Here is a 14,892-nt window from a genome sequence, read left to right on the forward strand (position 1 = left end):
CCCCCGCTTCGGTACGGAGCCGGTACACGCCGGAGCCGCCCACTCCCTTCACTCCTTGCCGGGCACGTCGGTGAGCGTCTCCCGGTGCGTGCCGGCCAGGTCCTGGTACATGGCCGCGTTCACCCTGATGCCCTCCCGCTCCTCGGCGGTCAGCTCGCGCCTGATCCGGGCGGGCACCCCGGCGACCAGGGAACCGGGCGGGATCACCATGCCCTGCGGGACCAGCGTGTGCGCCGCGACCAGCGAACCGGTGCCGATCCGGGCGCCGTTCAGCACGGTCGCGCCCATCCCGATCAGCACCTCGTCCTCGACCGCACAGCCGTGCAGCACCGCGTTGTGTCCCACCGAGACCCGCTCGCCGACCACGGCGGGGAAGCCCGGATCGGCGTGCACGGTGCAGTTGTCCTGGATGTTGCTGCCCGGGCCGACGGTGATCGCGTCGCAGTCGCCGCGCAGCACCGCGTTGTACCAGACGCTCGCGCCCGCGCCCAGCGACACCTCTCCGACCACCACGGCCGTCGCGGCGAGGTGCGCCTCCGGGTGTACCACCGGTTCCCTGCCGCCCACGCCCGCGACCGTCGCCCGCCGTTCCATCAGCTCTCTCCCGTTCTCCCGGCCCGCTCCGGCTCCCGTCCGCCCCTCCGCCCGCGTGGCGGACGGAGGGCGGGGCAAGGATCACAGCACACTCCGCGGTGCGCCGCACGCCGGGGCGTCTACGGTGAGCGGATGGCCATGCGCAGGAACGTGCTCCCGTCCCCCCTGTCCGGGCTGCCCGCCCGGCTGCTGTCCCGCGCCGTGCACGCGCTGTGGCGCCGGGCGCAGCGGGCCGGCGCCGTCACGGCCGCCCGCCCCGGCCCGTACGCCTTCCGCCGGATCGGCACCGGCACCCGGCTGGCCTTCCCGCAGGGCACGCTGTTCGGCACCCGGTGGATCGAGCTGGGCGACCACTGCGTCATCGGCGCCGAGGTGACGCTGACCGCCGGGATGATGCCGGACCTCGACCTCGGCCCGGAGGCGGTCCTGCGGCTGGGGGACGGTGTGGTCCTCGGCCGCGGCAGCCATGTGGTCGCGGACACCGCCCGGGCGGGCGTGACCATCGGGAACGACGTGTTCTGCGGCCCGTACGTCTACATCACCTCCACCAACCACTCCTACGACGACCCCCACCGGCCGGTCGGCAGGCAGTGGCCGCGCTCGGCCCCCGTGGAGATCGGCGCGGGCAGCTGGCTGGGCACGGGCGCGGTGGTGCTGCCGGGGGCACGGCTGGGCCGGAACACGGTGGTGGCGGCCGGGGCGGTCGTCCGCGGCGAGGTGCCCGACCACGCCGTGGTCGCGGGCGCGCCCGCGCGGGTCGTACGGCGCTGGGACCCCGAGGACGGCTGGTGCCCCCCGCTGCGCACCCCGCCGCCCGTACCGGTCCCCGAGGGCGTCACTTCCGAGCAGTTGCTGGCGCTTGCGGGACCGGACGCGCCGGGGCCCGCGGCGGGCGGACCGGCCGCGGGCCGGGAAACGGGGTAACCGGAGAACGACGGGGAACGAAGGGGAACGACGGAGGAGGTGCGTGGGACCGTGGACAACCGGAATCTCCGACTGCTGCTGCTCATCGCTGTCGCCCTGCACGGCCTGGCACTGGCCCTGTACGTCGCGCGCCGTCACTGGGAACTGTTCTAGTCACTGGGAACTGTTCTAGCGGTCCCCGCCCGGGCTCCGGGACCGGGTCAGCCGGAGGCCAGCAGCAGGGTGCCCGCCATCGCCAGGGCGGCGCCCGCCGTCTGCACCCGGAGCAGCCGCTCCCGCAGCAGACCGCGGGCGGCCAGCGCGGTCACCACGGGGTACAGGGAGGCGAGCACGGCGGCGACGGTGACCGGGCCGGCCCCGGCGGCCAGCGCGTAGGTGCCGTTTGCGGCGACGTCGGCCAGCCCGACGAAGGCGAGCGCGGGCAGTGCGGCGGTCACCGCCGGACGGCCCTGCGGGGGCAGTGCCGCGCCGCCGCGCCGCACCGAGACGTACAGTGCCGCGCCGCCGACGGCGACGTTGCACACCCGCTGGACGAACAGGGCGAGGTACAGCCCGGTGAGGGTGGTGGAGGCCTCCGCGATCAGCGCCAGCACCGTGCCGAAGCCGGCCGCCGCCACCAGGGTGAGCGTCAGGGTCCGCCGCTGCACCGGAGCCCCCTTCAGCTGGGGTCCGCCCGCCAGCACCACCCCGGCGGTGGCGACGGCCATGCCCGCGTACTGCGCCGCGCCGGGCCGTTCGCCGAGTGCCAGCCCGGCCCCGACGGGCACGACGACCGCCAGCGCGGCGAGCGGGGAGACCACCCCCATCGGCCCCAGTGCCAGGGCGCGGTAGAAGCAGAGCATCGCGGCCGGACCCACCACCCCGGCCGCGACGGCGAACCACAGCCGGGCTCCGGCCTCGCTCCAGGCACCGGTGGCCACGACCACCGCCCCCAGCGCGACCGCCGCGAGCGTCTGGGAGACGACCACCACGGTCAGGGCGGGGATGCGCCGGGTCAGCAGTCCGCCGCCGAAGTCGGCCAGTCCCCACAGCAGACTGGTGGTCAGGGCGAACGCGATCATGGCGGGACCTCTCGGTACAGTGTCATGGACTCCCGGGTGCAGTGCACCGTAGTCCATTCCAATGTACTGGGTCATCTCTGATAATGCACCAAGCGGTCCGGGCGGTCCCCGCGGGGGCTCCGGGCCCGGGACAGGAGGCACGTGTGACAGACCTTGACCAGCTCAGCCAGTCACTCGCCCGCAGCCTCAAACGGCTGCGCACCGAGCGCGGCTTCACCCTGGACGCCCTGGCGGCCCGGGCCGGGGTCAGCCGCGGGATGCTCATCCAGATCGAGCAGGCCCGCACCAACCCCAGCCTCGGCACGGTGGTCAAGGTCGCGGACGCGCTCGGCGTGAGCCTGACCGGGCTGCTGGAATCCGACCGGGAACCGGCGGTGAGGCTGGTCCCCGCCGACCGGATGGCGCGGCTGTGGTCCACCGCGGCGGGCAGCCACAGCACCCTGGTGGCCGGGGCGGAGGCGCCCGGCCCGCTGGAGTTGTGGACCTGGCGGCTGATGCCGGGGGAGGGCAGCGCCTCCGATCCCCACCCCACCGGGACCACCGAACTGGTCCATGTCACCGCCGGAGTGCTCACGCTCACCGTCGACGGCACCGACCACGAGGTGCCCGCCGGGGCCTCCGCGGCCTTCGAGTCGAACGTCCCGCACGGCTACCGCAACGACGGCGGCGAGCCCGTGGAGATGACGATGGCGGTCTCGGTACCCCCGGCTCCGCGGGCACCGCACTGAATCGCGCCGGACCGCATTGAATCGCGCCGGACCGCGCCGGATCGCACGGGGCCCCGCCGCACCGGAGCGGTCCCGTGCCCGTGCCCGTACGGCCGGTGGCCGCTAGCGTGTCCGCCATGCGCGCACCCATCGGAGACTTCACCGCCGCCTGGCCGGTCGCGGAGAAACTCGGCCTGCTCGCCCCGCCGGTCGCCGACGCCCTGCGCGGACCCGTGTCCGCGCAGGGCGTCGTCTACGTCGACAGCGACCCGGAGGACGCCGACACCGCCCGCTTCGGCGAGGTCCACGGCATCCCGCCCGAACAGTCCGCCAACTGCGTGGTCGTCGCGGGCCGCCGGGGCCCGGAGACCACCCTCGCCGCCTGTGTCGTCCTCGCCCACACCCGCGCCGACGTCAACCGCCTGGTCCGCCGCGAACTGGGCGCCCGCAAGGCGTCCTTCGCGCCCGTGGAGACCGCCGTCGAGGCCTCGGGCATGGAGTACGGCGGCATCACCCCGGTCGGCCTGCCGGGAAACTGGCCGCTGCTGGTCGACGCGGCCGCCGCCGGCGCTGCGTACGTCGTCGTGGGCAGCGGCCGGCGCCGCGGCAAGCTGCTGGTGCCCGGCGGGCTCCTCGCCCGGCTCCCCGGTGCCCGGGTGCTGGAAGGACTGGGGCTCCCGGCGGACCGGGGCGACTCCCCACCCCCCGGCGGGCGCTAGTCTGCCCGCATGTCGAACCACGATGACCTGCTCGCCGACATCGCCGAGAAGGTGGAGTCCGAGCAGAGCAACCAGATGCCCCTCACCGTGGTGGTGCCCGGCGCCGTGATCACCGGCAGGCTGGCACCCGAGGCCGTCTGGAGGGAACGAGTCGCCGAGGTACTGAGGGACTCCGAGCAGCTCAAGCCGTTCGCCGAACTGTTCGCCGCCACCGGGGCGGACGCCCGGCGCGGAGAGGGCGGCCGTCCTACCCACCTGCACCTGCATGTGGCACGCATCCTCCAGGGGAGCTACGGCCTCCCCGACACCGGGGGGATGTACCGGGTCCCCATCGACCAGGTGTGCGGCTGGACCCTGGGAGAACTCAGCTACTCGGACGCTTAGGGCCTGTCGTCCGGATCAGGTCGCAGGAAAGTGACGGTGCTGTCCAGCGCCGGTGAGCGTGGTCCGGTACGCGCAGCCGCAAGGCGGAGGAGGGAGTCGACGCGGAGCGTCGGCGACCGACGACAACGCCGCAGATGTGCGTACCGGACCACCGGACCACGCGTCTGCGGCGTGAGCCGAACGACAGGCCCTCCAGGTCACGTCCGCTGAGTGACTGGTGCGTCGGTCCGCTCGTGGTGCGTCGTCGAAAGGTGACTGACGCGGGCGGTGATCGAGCCGTTGCGGGCTCCGTCGCGCAGGGGCCTCCCGGTGCGCGATCGCCGGCAGGCGGCCGACCGGGCCGGTTCCGGTGACGGGCCGGCCGCGGAGAGCCACCGTGCCCGCGACGGGCGCGGTCACCCGCCGGCCTCCGGGATCACCGCCGGGATCGTCACCGACTGCACGCACTTCGAGGCTGCGGTGAGCGCTGCCGCAACGAGTTCAAGCACAGCAGAGCCCCGGCCCTCGCCATCGCCTGCCTGCAGCTTCGGCTGCCCCGGCATCGCGAACACCGCCTTGGTGAGGCGCCCAGTAGCCGGGAGAGCGTCCTTTCGGTACGCCGCCGTGGCCGTGCCGCCCGGGCTGGTCAGTCGAGGGCGTGAGCGCGGCAGGTCCGCAGAATCTCGTCGGACAGTTCGGGCTGGACGCGGCGGACCGCTCGGGCGAGCACCATCGCCCCGACCAGCCTGCTGAGCAGCAGCATCGCCCGGTCCCGCGCCTGCTGTGGGGTGATCTCCCCGTCCTGCTCACGGGCGAGTTCCGCGGCGAAGCCCGCGAGGTACCCTTCCACGCCGGCTGCGTACGAGCGCTGGATCGTGTCGTTGTGCCGCCCGGCGTCGGTGACGAGGGAGGCGGAGGGGCAGCCGCCGTCCGGAGCGTCGCGGTGGGCGACCGAGAGATACTCGTCCACCACTCGTCTCAGCGGTGGGCCGGCGGGATCGTCCCCTTCCCCGACGGCCTGCTCCAGGACGCCCAGGGACGCCGCGAACGAGGCGTTGCACACCTCGGCGGCCAGGTCGTCCTTGGACGCGAAGTGGTTGTAGAAGCCGCCGTGGGTCAGGCCCGCTTCCTTCATCAGGTCGGCGATCCCGACGGTGTCGATGCCCTGCGCGCGGAACATGCGCCCGGCCGCCTCGACGATGTTCTGCCGATTCCTGGCCTTGTCTTCCTTGGTGATCCGCGGCATGCCCGCCCTCCCGCCTCGACTGTGATTGACCTTTCCAAGGTTACCCCTCATCATTGTTTTAATGTTGGTCATCATCAATAGGTGAGTGGAGGAGCCATGCGCGCCGTGGTGCACACCCGGCAAGGAGAACCCGCACAGGTACTCACGCTGAGGGAGGAGCCCGGGCGACCGCGTCCCGGCACCGGGCAGGTCCTGGTTCGCATGCGGGTCCGGCCCGTCCATCCGGGCGACCTGGCCGGTGTGGAGGGACTGCCGGGACTCCCGGAACAGCAGTCGGGCGCCCGGACTCCCGGAGTGGAGGGGATGGGCGTCGTCGAGAGCGTCGGGCCGGACGTGCACACACCCGGTCCCGGTCAGCGCGTGGCGGTCTTCCCGGCGCCGGGGACGTGGGCCGAGTACGTCGTGGTCGCGGCCGACCGGGCCGTGCCGGTGCCGGACGAGGTCAGCGACGAGACCGCGGCCCTGATGCTGGTCAATCCCCTGACGCTGCTCATGCTGTACCGCGCGCTGGACAGTGCCCTGCGCGGCCGGCAGGGCTCCGTCCTCCAGACGGCCGCCGGTTCCTCCGTCGGCCGGCTGGTCGGCGCGGCCGCGGTCCGGCACGGCCTGCCCCTGATCAACCTCGTACGCAGCGCATCCGGTGCCCAGAAGATGCGAACGCTGTACCCCACGCTGCCCGTGATCGCGACGTGCGACGACGACTGGCGGGAGCGGGTCCGCCACGAAGCCGGCGAGCAGGGCATCCGGGTCGTCCTCGACTGCGTCGGCGGTGCCATGACCCGGGACCTCGCCGAGCTGCTCGCCGACGGCGGCACCCTCATCTCCTACGGGCAACTGGGCTCCGGCACCACCCCGCTGGAGAGACTGCCACTCATCCAACGGGCGCTGACCGTGCAGGGCGTGACCGTGTTGCAGTGGATGAGCCGCACCCCGAAGGAGCGGGCCCAGGACATCGCCTTCGCCCTGGACCTGGCACGGAACACGCCGGACCTGCTCGAAGTCGCGGCCGGCTACGACCTCGCCGACTTCGAGGCGGCCATCGAACACGCCCGCCGCCCGGCCAGGACCGGGACCGTCCTGCTCACCACACCGCAGGCGGCCGGCCCCGGGCAGGGGGCGGCCTGATGAAGATCGGAACGCTCGGAGCCGGGACCATCGCCCAGGCCATCGCCCGGCACGCGATCCGGCACGGCCACGAGGTCGTGCTCAGCAACAGCCGAGGACCCGACTCCTTGGCTCCGCTGGTGAAGGATCTCGGCGCACGCGCGACGGCCGCAACCCCCGCCGAGGCCGCTGTCGCAGACCTCGTCGTGCTCGCGGTCGGCTGGCCGCAAGTCCCCGACGTCGCCGCCCAACTCCCTCCCCTGGACGGGACCGTCGTCATTGACGCCACCAACCAGTTCGACTCCCCTCCCCCGAACGCGGAGATCGCCGACCTGGGCGATCTCACCGGAAGCGAGTACGTGGCCTCCCTGCTTCCCGGCGCGCGCGTGGTGAAGGCCTTCAACGCCCTCTTCGCGCGGTTCATCGCACCCGATCCCCGCCACGAGGCCGGGCGTCAGGTGCTGTTCCTGGCCGGCGACGACACGGACGCCAAGAACACCGTAATGGGCCTGGCCTCCCAGTTCGGCTTCGCGCCCGTCGACCTCGGAACGCTGCGTGAGGGAGGCCGCCTCACCCAGCTCGGCGGGCCCCTGTCCGGCCTCCACGCCCTCAAGCAGGACTGATCCCACCCAGCCGCTCGTACTCCCCGCGTCCGCGAGGAGCGCCTTCCTTCACGAAAGAGTCCCTCATGTCCGACCCGACTTCGGCATCCGGCACCCAGCCCCTCCTGCAGCCCGTTCGACTGGGCGCGCTCGAACTGCCCAACCGCGTCGTCATGGCTCCCATGACGCGCTCCCGGGCCACCAACGCGGAACTGGCCCCCACCGCCCTGCACGCCACCTACTACACGCAGCGTGCCGGCGCCGGCCTGATCATCAGCGAAGGAACCTGGGTCAGCCCGGACGCGATCGGCTTCATCAACGTCCCCGGCATCTACACGGACGCTCAGACCGCCGGCTGGGCCAAGGTCACCGAATCCGTGCACGCGGCGGGAGGCAGGATCATCTCGCAGATCGGCCACGTCGGCGCCGTCTCCCATCCCGACCACCTCGGTGGCCGCCTCCCCGCCGGTCCCTCGGCGATCAACCCCCGGGATATGTCCTTCACTCCCGACGGCCCGAAGGACACGGTCACGCCCCGCGCCCTGACCGCGGCGGAGATCGCCACCACGATCGACACCTACCGGCGGGCCGCCGCCAACGCTCTGCGCGCCGGCTTCGACGGCCTGGAGATCCACGCGCAGGCATCCCACCTCGTGGCCCAGTTCCTCAACCCCCGCCTGAACCAGCGCACCGACGCCTACGGCGGCAGCAGTGAGAAGCGGGCCCAGTTCCTGTTTGACGTCGTGGACGCCGTCAGCAGCGTGTGGGGCAGCGACCGCGTCGGCGTCAGACTGTCCCCCTACTGGCGTCGCGAGCCGTCCTTCACCGCGGACGACGAGGTGCTGGCCGACTACGACCTGCTCCTCAAGCGCCTCAGCGACACCGACCTGGCCTATCTCCACCTCCTGGGACCGGAACCCCACACGGGCACCGACGACACCTCCACCGCGTTCACCCGCTTCCGAACCCACTACCGCGGTGCCGTCATCGCCAATCTCGGCTTCACGCAGGCGACAGGCAACGAGCTACTCGAACGAGAGTTGGCTGACGCGGTTTCCTTCGGCGCTCCCTTCATCGCCAATCCGGACCTCGTCGATCGGTTCGCCCACGGTCATCCTGTCGCCGCCGGCGACCGCGACACGTACTACGCCGGTGGTGCGGAGGGATACACGGACTACCCCACCGTGACCGGGTCCTAGGTGTACTGACCCGCGAGGTTGGGATCGGCCGGTCGTTGGTCCGGGTGTGCCGTTGAGTGATGCGCAGTGGGCGCGGATCGAGCCGTCGCTCCCGGACCGGACGCCGAGGCGGGGTGGCCGGTGGCGGGACCGTCGTGAGGTGATCGATACGACCGCCTTCGAGTTCCGGACCGGGGCCCGGTGGGTGCGCCTGCCGCAGAAGTACGGCAACTGGCGAGGCGTCTACAACCGGCTGCGGATGTGGGCCGTCGACGGCACGTGGGAGCGGGTGTTCACCGCCCTGGTGGCTCAGGCCGACGCGGACGAGGACGTCGGCTGGGCCGTGTCCGTGGACTGAGACGATCGTGCGGGCTCACCAGCATGCGGCCGGGGCCCGCAGAAAGGGGCCCGGGCCGGCGAGCCGGCCGACCACGCCATCGGCCGGTCCCGCGGCGGACTGACCACGAAGACCCACCTCGCGGCTGACGGCCGGTGCCGGCCACTCGCGTTCGTCCTCACCGCCGGCCAGGCCGGCGACGCACCCGCTTTCACGGACGTCATGGCCCGCTTGCGTGTCCTCCGCCCTCTTGGACAGCCCCGCACCAGGCCGGGCCTGGTCCCGGCCGACAGGGCGTACTCCTCCCGCGCGATCCGCGGCCACCTGCGCAGACGCAGCATCCGCGCGGTGATCCCGGAACGGGCCGGCCAGCAGGCCAACCGGCGGCAGCGCGGACAGGCCGGTGGCAGACCGCCGGCCTTCGACCGCGAGGCACACAAGCAACGCGACACCGCCGAGCGGTGCATCAACCGCCTGAAGCAGTGGCGCGGCATCGCCACCCGCTACGAGAAGACCGCGACCATCCACCTGGCCGGACTCCACATCGCAGGCATCTTCTTCTGGCCCGCCCGCCGACCCGGACGAAACTGCCTGGCACTGTTCCGCATCACCGTTCCGCCCGGCCCACACGGTGTCCGTCCGCCGTGGACCGGGCGGAGCGGCGTCACCCGAATGGCGGTCGCCGAGTGGCCGCTCCCGTGGTGGAGGCCGACCGTGGCAGTCGGGTGGCGTCTTCCGCCACCCGGTCGGCAGAGCACCGATGCGGGAGGATCCCATGCGACTGCGTACCGCCGCCGCGGCATGCGCCCTGGCGGCGCTGACCCCGCTGCCCACGGCCGGGACCGCGTGGTCCCAGCCCGACCTGGACTGTGCGGACTTCGAGTCCCGGGAGGCCGCCCAGCGCGTCCTTGACGGACAGGACGGTGATCCGTACGGCCTGGACGCCGACGACGACGGGCGCGCCTGCGAGTCACTGTCCTCCGAGGGAGGCGACCGGGGCGAGGTCGGTGACCCGCTCACGCCCGAGGACAGGGACGTGGACGAAGACGGAGACGTGGACGGAGACGGAGACGGGGACGGCGGGGCCGGGATCCCGGGCGGTTCCGTCGACGCCGGAGACGGCGGCACGGCCCCCGGCGACATCGGGCCCGCGCTCTCCGTGGCGGCCGGCCTCGGCCTGGCCGCGGGCGGTGCGGTGCTGGTCCGCCGGCGCCGTACGGCGGCCGGCTCCGCGGACCGGGGAGCCTGAGATCCTCCGGCCCACGGGACGGCACCGCCGTCCCCGGCGCCGCCTGGTGCCCCGGCGGGGCGGTGACCTCCGCGCGGCCGCCACAACCGCGGGCACCACCGCCTTCTGCGCACTGGCGCTGACCCTTCCCGGCTGCGGGGACGCCCCGGACTCCGTCCGCGCGGCCGGTACCCGGCCGGAGGCGGGCCGGTTCCCGGACCGGGCCCCGGAGAAGGGGACGAACCGGCCCGGACCGGCGGCGGAGAAAGCCGTTCCGATACGTGTCCGCGTTCCGGCCATCGGTGTGGCGGCGCCCGTCGGGCCCCTGGTGACCGGGCCGGACGGAGTCCTGCCGCCGCCCGAGAGCCCCGGTGCCGCAGGCTGGTGGCGGGACGGCCCCGAACCGGGCGAACCGGGCCCCGCGGTCCTGGTCGGCCACTACGACTCCGCCACCGGCCCGGCCGTCTTCCACCGCCTCGCCGAACTGCGGCCCGGCGACCGGATCGCCGTCGACCGCGCCGACGGCACCACGGTCTCGTTCACCGTGCGCGGTGTGGCCGCGCACCGGCGGGACGCCTTCCCCACCGACCGGGTCTACGGCGGCACCGGTGGCCGTCCGGCCCTCCGGCTGATCACCTGCGCGGGCCGGTACGACCGGGCCGCGGGCCGCTACACCGGGAACCTGGTCGTCCTCGCGGCGACGGTACCGCCGGACGGGCCGCGCGGATGATCAGCCGGACGGCCCGGACGGGCCGTCACCCGGCAGGTGAGGTACGGGAGCCCAGGGCCTCCAGCCGTTGCCGGGCGACGGGCACATGGCGCGGGTCGAGCGCGGGAAGCCGGCCCAGCAGGTCCAGCAGCTCCGGTCCCAGCTCCCGGGCGGCGTCCGGGTCGGTGACATGGTGCCAGCAGTAGTGGGCGCCCTGCGCCGCGGCGAGCAGCTCGGGGGCGTCAGAGGACTGGTGGGCCAGCCGGGAGCGGGCGGCGGCGATCCACAGCCGGGTGGCCTGCGGGTAGTTCTCGGCGATCCGGGCCAGGTCGGCGCGGATCTCCGCCCAGTGGACGGCCTCCGCGGAGTTCGGCCCGTGGCGGCGCATCGCGTGCTGCTCCCAGGCGGCGGCCATGGCCGCCGCCTCGTTGTGCCGTCCGGCCTGTGCGGCCTCCCAGATCACCGGACGGGGATCGGCCTCGGCGGGGAGCTGCCGCGGTACGGCGGGCAGCGTGGCGGCCGGTGCCCGGGCGGGCACCGGGGCCGGCGGCCCCGCCGGAGCGGCCGCGGCCGGCGGGGCCACCGGGGCCGGTCCGGGGTGCGGCGGCGTTCCGGGGGGCCCGGGAGCGTCCGGAGCCGCCGCGGCGGCGGGCGAGGACCGGTCCGCCGCCCGCCGCCGCTGGACCTGGGCGAGCAGGCGCCGGATGTCGGTCCGGGGCTCGCCGGTCCCGGACAGGGCGTCGAGCTGCCCGCTCCGGGGCAGGACCAGGGTGCCCGGCGGCAGAGCGGCGGCGGACACCGCCGCCGAGTGCAGCAGGCTGTTGCCGGGCCGCCCGGCCTCCTGGCGCAACTGCTCGACCAGCTGCCGGGTGTAGGGGCTGACGCCCTCGGTGCCCGCCAGGCCGGGCGGTACGACGACCCCGCACAGCGGCAGTTGCTCGCAGACGGCGTCGGGCCGCTCCTGCAGCCGGGCCCAGGCATGCCGGTCGGCGGCGAGGTCGGCGAACACCACGGTGGTTCCCGCCGGGCGGGTGCGCAGCTCGTTGCGGAGCCAGGACCACGGCAGCGCGCTGTAGCGGACGGTCCCCGGAGTGGTGCCGGTCAGGGCCAGATGCAGCTCACGCCGGCGGCGGTCGGCGGTGAGCCGCCCGGAGAGGTACAGCAGGACCGGCCCGGACGCCGCGACGGCGGCCCGCAGCCGCAGCAGGACCGAGTTGGGGTCGTGGACGCCGTCGAGATGCACCAGGTCGGTGGGGAGGGAGCTGTCCAGCAGCACCGGGGTGGGAACGGTGGCCAGGGCCGCCAGGTTGGCGCTGGGGGTGATCTGCGGGCGCCGCCGGTGCACGGCGCGGTCCCCGGCGACCAGGAGGACGTGTCCGCGCCGCTGATACTGACTTCCGTGTGTCTGCGCCCCGTTGGCATGCATGGATGCACCGTACGCCGGAACCGGGCGGTGTTCTCAGCCGGGCCGCGGATACCGGGGCGAGTGGCCCGGGCGGATGTCCGCAGGGGCAGGTTCCGGGCCTGTCTCCCGCGGTCGCGCGGCTCCGTGTCACGCGTTTCTCCGGCTCTGGCCGGTGAGGCGCCGCAGCAGCCAGGAGGTGCCGTTCAGCCCCCAGATGAGGAGCGCCAGGGCGAGGACGGGCGCGACTGTCAGGCCGATGATGAGAAAGACGCTCTCCGGCATGGTGATCCTCCTGGTCGGACGAGGGGTGCCCGGCCGGGACCGGCCGGATGTTCCACCGTTGCCCCGTCCGGCGCCGGACACTCCTGCCGACCGCGGCACCCGGCCCGTCCGCCCGGTCAGTGGGTGTCGGCGAGTTGTCCGGCGAGTTTGCCGTGCATGGCGGCGCTGGGTTTGTTGAGGCCGATGATGGTGACCTTCTTGCCGCGGGCGGCGTACTTGGTCTCGACGGCGTCCAGGGCGGCGACGGAGGAGGCGTCCCAGATGTGGGCGTCGGTCAGGTCGATGACGACGTCCTCGGGGTCGCCGGTGTAGTCGAACTGGTAGACCAGGTCGTTGGAGGAGGCGAAGAACAGTTCGCCGGTGACGGCGTAGACGACGCTGGTGCCGTCGGGGTCGGTGACGGCGGTGACCTCGGCCAGGTGGGCGACGCGGCGGGCGAAGGCGACCATGGCGGTGAGGACGCCGGTGATGACGCCGATGGCGAGGTTGTGGGTGGCCACCACCACGGCGACGGTGACGGTCATGACGACGGTCTCGCTGAGGGGCAGCCGCTTGAGGGTCCTGGGGTGGACGGAGTGCCAGTCGAAGGTGGCGAAGGCCACCAGGATCATCACCGCGACCAGGGCGGCCATGGGGATGGTGGAGACCACGGGGCCGAGGGTGACGACCAGGATGAGCAGGAAGACGCCGGCCAGGAAGGTGGACAGGCGGGTGCGGGCGCCGGCGGTCTTGACGTTGATCATGGTCTGGCCGATCATGGCGCAGCCGCCCATGCCGCCGAACAGGCCGGTGACGACGTTGGCGATGCCCTGGCCGATGGACTCGCGGGTCTTGCCCGAGTGGGTGTCGGTGATGTCGTCGACCAGCTTGGCCGTCATCAGCGACTCCATCAGCCCCACCAGGGCCAGGGCGAGGGCGTAGGGGGCGATGGTGGTCAGGGTGTCCACGGTGAAGGGAACGTCGGGCAGGCCGGGGGTGGGCAGGGCGGAGGGGAGGTCGCCCTTGTCGCCGACGGTGGGCACCGCGATGCCGGCGGCCACCGTGATCACGGTGAGGATGACGATGGAGACCAGCGGGGCGGGCACCGCCCTGGTCAGGCGGGGGAAGAAGATCATCAGGGCCAGGCCGCCGAGCATGAGCGGGTAGACGGCCCAGGGGACGTCGGTGAACTCGGGCACCTGGGCGAGGAAGATGAGGATGGCCAGGGCGTTGACGAAGCCGACCATCACCGAGCGGGGCACGAAGCGCATCAGCCGGGCCACGCCCAGCGCGCCGAGCGCGATCTGCATCAGGCCGCCCAGGATGACGGCGGCGATCAGGTGGCCCAGGCCGTACTCGTGGTTGAGGGGGGCGATGACCAGGGCGATGGCGCCGGTGGCGGCGGAGATCATCGCGGAGCGGCCGCCGACGACGGCGATGGTCACGGCCATGGTGAAGGAGGCGAACAGGCCCACGGCCGGGTCCACTCCGGCGATGATGGAGAAGGAGATCGCCTCGGGGATCAGGGCCAGGGCGACGACCAGGCCGGCCAGCACCTCGGTGCGGAAGACCTTCGCCGAGGACAGCCACTCGGGGCGGGAGGGGCGGCGGGGCAGGCGCAGCCGCAAGGCTGCGGAGGTGTCAGCGGACATGCATCCGTTTCCATGTCGGGCGCGCGGGCGTTTCGGCGTGCGCGCGCAGTGTGCGTGGCTCCGCGGGGGAGCGGGAGGGACCGGTCGGCCGCGGCCGTCGCCGGTGACGGGGGCGCAACCGGGGATCGGCGGATGTGGGGGGCCGCCGGTCGGGCATCATTGCCCGACGAGGTTCGGGAGGGCGGTGTTCCGCCCATGAACAAAACCCTACCCTGACGTGAGGGATGACTGTGGCCGCTGCCTTGTGAATCGCAGGTGAACCCTGTGTGGGGCCTTGTGATTCATCTCACGCGATAGAGTTTGGTTCAGGAATCCGAAAAGTGTTCGGGCACCGGAGGGGATGGGGCAGTGGCGGAGGAGCAGCGGATGCGGATCGGCGAGGTGGCCGAGCGCACGGGCCTGTCGCTGCGCACCATCCGGCACTACGAGGAGGTCGGCCTGGTGGCCCCCTCCGCCCGCACCAAGGGCGGCTTCCGGCTCTACACCGCCGCCGACGTGGAGCGGCTGATGGTCATCCGCCGGATGAAGCCGCTGGACTTCTCCCTGGAGGAGATGCGCGACCTGCTGGCCATCACCGACCGGCTCTCGGCCGCCGAGCCGCTGGAGGCCGCCGAGCACGAGCGGCTGCGGGAGCGCCTGGACGCCTACCGCAAGGTCGCCGACGCCCGCTGCGAGACCCTGCGCGCCCGGCTGCTGGCCGCCGAGGACTTCGCCGCCACCCTCCGCCGCAAGCTGGATTCCCGGGACTGAACGGGGGCGTCGGGCCACCACCGCCCGGGCGGGGCGGCGCGGGAACGCGACC

The 14,892-nt window shown here is 73.5% G+C and carries 16 protein-coding genes and 1 pseudogene; 11 read left to right on the forward strand and 6 right to left on the reverse strand.

What is annotated here, in order from left to right:
• Nucleotides 1-48: 48 nt before the first annotated feature.
• Nucleotides 49-594, reverse strand: coding sequence for a gamma carbonic anhydrase family protein (locus tag CUT44_RS09240; protein WP_100200166.1), 546 nt, complete (start codon nt 592-594; stop codon nt 49-51).
• Between the two features lie 132 nt (nt 595-726).
• Between CUT44_RS09240 and CUT44_RS09245 the strand changes: the two genes are divergently transcribed.
• On the forward strand, nt 727-1,518 hold the full coding sequence (locus CUT44_RS09245; protein WP_100200167.1) for an acyltransferase: 792 nt from the start codon (nt 727-729) through the stop codon (nt 1,516-1,518).
• Between the two features lie 200 nt (nt 1,519-1,718).
• On the opposite strand, the gene CUT44_RS09250 is transcribed toward CUT44_RS09245, so the two are convergent.
• On the reverse strand, nt 1,719-2,579 hold the full coding sequence (locus CUT44_RS09250) for an EamA family transporter (RefSeq protein ID WP_100200168.1): 861 nt from the start codon (nt 2,577-2,579) through the stop codon (nt 1,719-1,721).
• A 143-nt stretch (nt 2,580-2,722) separates the two neighbouring features.
• Between CUT44_RS09250 and CUT44_RS09255 the strand changes: the two genes are divergently transcribed.
• The 3 genes from CUT44_RS09255 (at nt 2,723) to CUT44_RS09265 (ending at nt 4,389) form a co-directional block, all read left to right on the forward strand.
• On the forward strand, nt 2,723-3,307 hold the full coding sequence (locus CUT44_RS09255) for a helix-turn-helix domain-containing protein (protein WP_100200169.1): 585 nt from the start codon (nt 2,723-2,725) through the stop codon (nt 3,305-3,307).
• A 116-nt stretch (nt 3,308-3,423) separates the two neighbouring features.
• Entirely contained in the window at nt 3,424-4,005 is a 582-nt protein-coding gene (locus tag CUT44_RS09260; RefSeq protein WP_100200170.1) for a YbaK/EbsC family protein, read from the forward strand.
• Between the two features lie 9 nt (nt 4,006-4,014).
• Nucleotides 4,015-4,389, forward strand: a complete 375-nt coding sequence (locus CUT44_RS09265) for a hypothetical protein (RefSeq protein WP_100200171.1) — start codon at nt 4,015-4,017, stop codon at nt 4,387-4,389.
• Between the two features lie 625 nt (nt 4,390-5,014).
• On the opposite strand, the gene CUT44_RS09270 is transcribed toward CUT44_RS09265, so the two are convergent.
• Entirely contained in the window at nt 5,015-5,614 is a 600-nt protein-coding gene (locus CUT44_RS09270) for a TetR/AcrR family transcriptional regulator (protein WP_100200172.1), read from the reverse strand.
• Nucleotides 5,615-5,695: 81 nt separating this feature from the next.
• On the opposite strand from CUT44_RS09270, the gene CUT44_RS09275 reads away from it, so the two are divergent.
• The 6 genes and pseudogenes from CUT44_RS09275 to CUT44_RS34475 all read left to right on the forward strand — a co-directional run bounded on the left by CUT44_RS09275 (nt 5,696) and on the right by CUT44_RS34475 (nt 10,793).
• Nucleotides 5,696-6,739 (forward strand): zinc-binding dehydrogenase, encoded by a 1,044-nt coding sequence (locus CUT44_RS09275; RefSeq protein WP_233221064.1) that lies wholly within the window; start codon nt 5,696-5,698, stop codon nt 6,737-6,739.
• Nucleotides 6,739-7,341 (forward strand): NADPH-dependent F420 reductase, encoded by a 603-nt coding sequence (locus tag CUT44_RS09280; protein WP_100200174.1) that lies wholly within the window; start codon nt 6,739-6,741, stop codon nt 7,339-7,341. The genes CUT44_RS09275 and CUT44_RS09280 overlap by 1 nt, the downstream gene beginning before the upstream one ends.
• 65 nt (nt 7,342-7,406) lie before the next feature.
• Nucleotides 7,407-8,519: an alkene reductase gene (locus CUT44_RS09285; protein WP_100200175.1), complete on the forward strand. Its 1,113-nt coding sequence runs from the start codon at nt 7,407-7,409 to the stop codon at nt 8,517-8,519.
• Between the two features lie 46 nt (nt 8,520-8,565).
• Nucleotides 8,566-9,414 (forward strand): annotated as a pseudogene (locus tag CUT44_RS09290) (IS5 family transposase); the annotation flags it as partial.
• A 196-nt stretch (nt 9,415-9,610) separates the two neighbouring features.
• On the forward strand, nt 9,611-10,084 hold the full coding sequence (locus CUT44_RS33470) for an LPXTG cell wall anchor domain-containing protein (RefSeq protein WP_199185578.1): 474 nt from the start codon (nt 9,611-9,613) through the stop codon (nt 10,082-10,084).
• A 46-nt stretch (nt 10,085-10,130) separates the two neighbouring features.
• Complete coding sequence (locus CUT44_RS34475) at nt 10,131-10,793, forward strand: class F sortase (RefSeq protein WP_199185535.1); 663 nt, start codon at nt 10,131-10,133, stop codon at nt 10,791-10,793.
• A gap of 25 nt (nt 10,794-10,818) precedes the next feature.
• On the opposite strand, the gene CUT44_RS09305 is transcribed toward CUT44_RS34475, so the two are convergent.
• From CUT44_RS09305 to CUT44_RS09310, 3 genes are all read right to left on the reverse strand, one after another.
• Nucleotides 10,819-12,198 (reverse strand): hypothetical protein, encoded by a 1,380-nt coding sequence (locus tag CUT44_RS09305; protein ID WP_100200177.1) that lies wholly within the window; start codon nt 12,196-12,198, stop codon nt 10,819-10,821.
• 126 nt (nt 12,199-12,324) lie between these two features.
• The gene (locus CUT44_RS34480) at nt 12,325-12,459 is read right to left on the reverse strand and encodes a hypothetical protein (protein WP_269846148.1); all 135 of its coding nucleotides are present in this window, start codon (nt 12,457-12,459) and stop codon (nt 12,325-12,327) included.
• Between the two features lie 116 nt (nt 12,460-12,575).
• Entirely contained in the window at nt 12,576-14,090 is a 1,515-nt protein-coding gene (locus CUT44_RS09310) for a SulP family inorganic anion transporter (protein WP_100200178.1), read from the reverse strand.
• A gap of 366 nt (nt 14,091-14,456) precedes the next feature.
• Between CUT44_RS09310 and CUT44_RS09315 the strand changes: the two genes are divergently transcribed.
• Nucleotides 14,457-14,840, forward strand: a complete 384-nt coding sequence (locus tag CUT44_RS09315) for a MerR family transcriptional regulator (RefSeq protein WP_100200369.1) — start codon at nt 14,457-14,459, stop codon at nt 14,838-14,840.
• Nucleotides 14,841-14,892: the final 52 nt, after the last annotated feature.

Source organism: Streptomyces carminius (assembly GCF_002794255.1).
GTDB lineage: Bacteria > Actinomycetota > Actinomycetes > Streptomycetales > Streptomycetaceae > Streptomyces > Streptomyces carminius.

What these genes read in the sequence shown, in the direction of transcription:
- CUT44_RS09265 (WP_100200171.1), top strand. Translation starts at nt 4,015, where the DNA reads ATGTCGAACCACGATGACCTGCTCGCCGACATCGCCGAGAAGGTGGAG.
- CUT44_RS09260 (WP_100200170.1), top strand. Translation starts at nt 3,424, where the DNA reads ATGCGCGCACCCATCGGAGACTTCACCGCCGCCTGGCCGGTCGCGGAG.
- CUT44_RS09315 (WP_100200369.1), top strand. Translation starts at nt 14,457, where the DNA reads ATGCGGATCGGCGAGGTGGCCGAGCGCACGGGCCTGTCGCTGCGCACC.
- CUT44_RS09250 (WP_100200168.1), bottom strand. Translation starts at nt 2,579, where the DNA reads ATGATCGCGTTCGCCCTGACCACCAGTCTGCTGTGGGGACTGGCCGAC.
- CUT44_RS09245 (WP_100200167.1), top strand. Translation starts at nt 727, where the DNA reads ATGGCCATGCGCAGGAACGTGCTCCCGTCCCCCCTGTCCGGGCTGCCC.
- CUT44_RS33470 (WP_199185578.1), top strand. Translation starts at nt 9,611, where the DNA reads ATGCGACTGCGTACCGCCGCCGCGGCATGCGCCCTGGCGGCGCTGACC.
- CUT44_RS09270 (WP_100200172.1), bottom strand. Translation starts at nt 5,614, where the DNA reads ATGCCGCGGATCACCAAGGAAGACAAGGCCAGGAATCGGCAGAACATC.
- CUT44_RS09240 (WP_100200166.1), bottom strand. Translation starts at nt 594, where the DNA reads ATGGAACGGCGGGCGACGGTCGCGGGCGTGGGCGGCAGGGAACCGGTG.
- CUT44_RS09285 (WP_100200175.1), top strand. Translation starts at nt 7,407, where the DNA reads ATGTCCGACCCGACTTCGGCATCCGGCACCCAGCCCCTCCTGCAGCCC.
- CUT44_RS34480 (WP_269846148.1), bottom strand. Translation starts at nt 12,459, where the DNA reads ATGCCGGAGAGCGTCTTTCTCATCATCGGCCTGACAGTCGCGCCCGTC.
- CUT44_RS09280 (WP_100200174.1), top strand. Translation starts at nt 6,739, where the DNA reads ATGAAGATCGGAACGCTCGGAGCCGGGACCATCGCCCAGGCCATCGCC.
- CUT44_RS09305 (WP_100200177.1), bottom strand. Translation starts at nt 12,198, where the DNA reads ATGCATGCCAACGGGGCGCAGACACACGGAAGTCAGTATCAGCGGCGC.
- CUT44_RS09310 (WP_100200178.1), bottom strand. Translation starts at nt 14,090, where the DNA reads ATGTCCGCTGACACCTCCGCAGCCTTGCGGCTGCGCCTGCCCCGCCGC.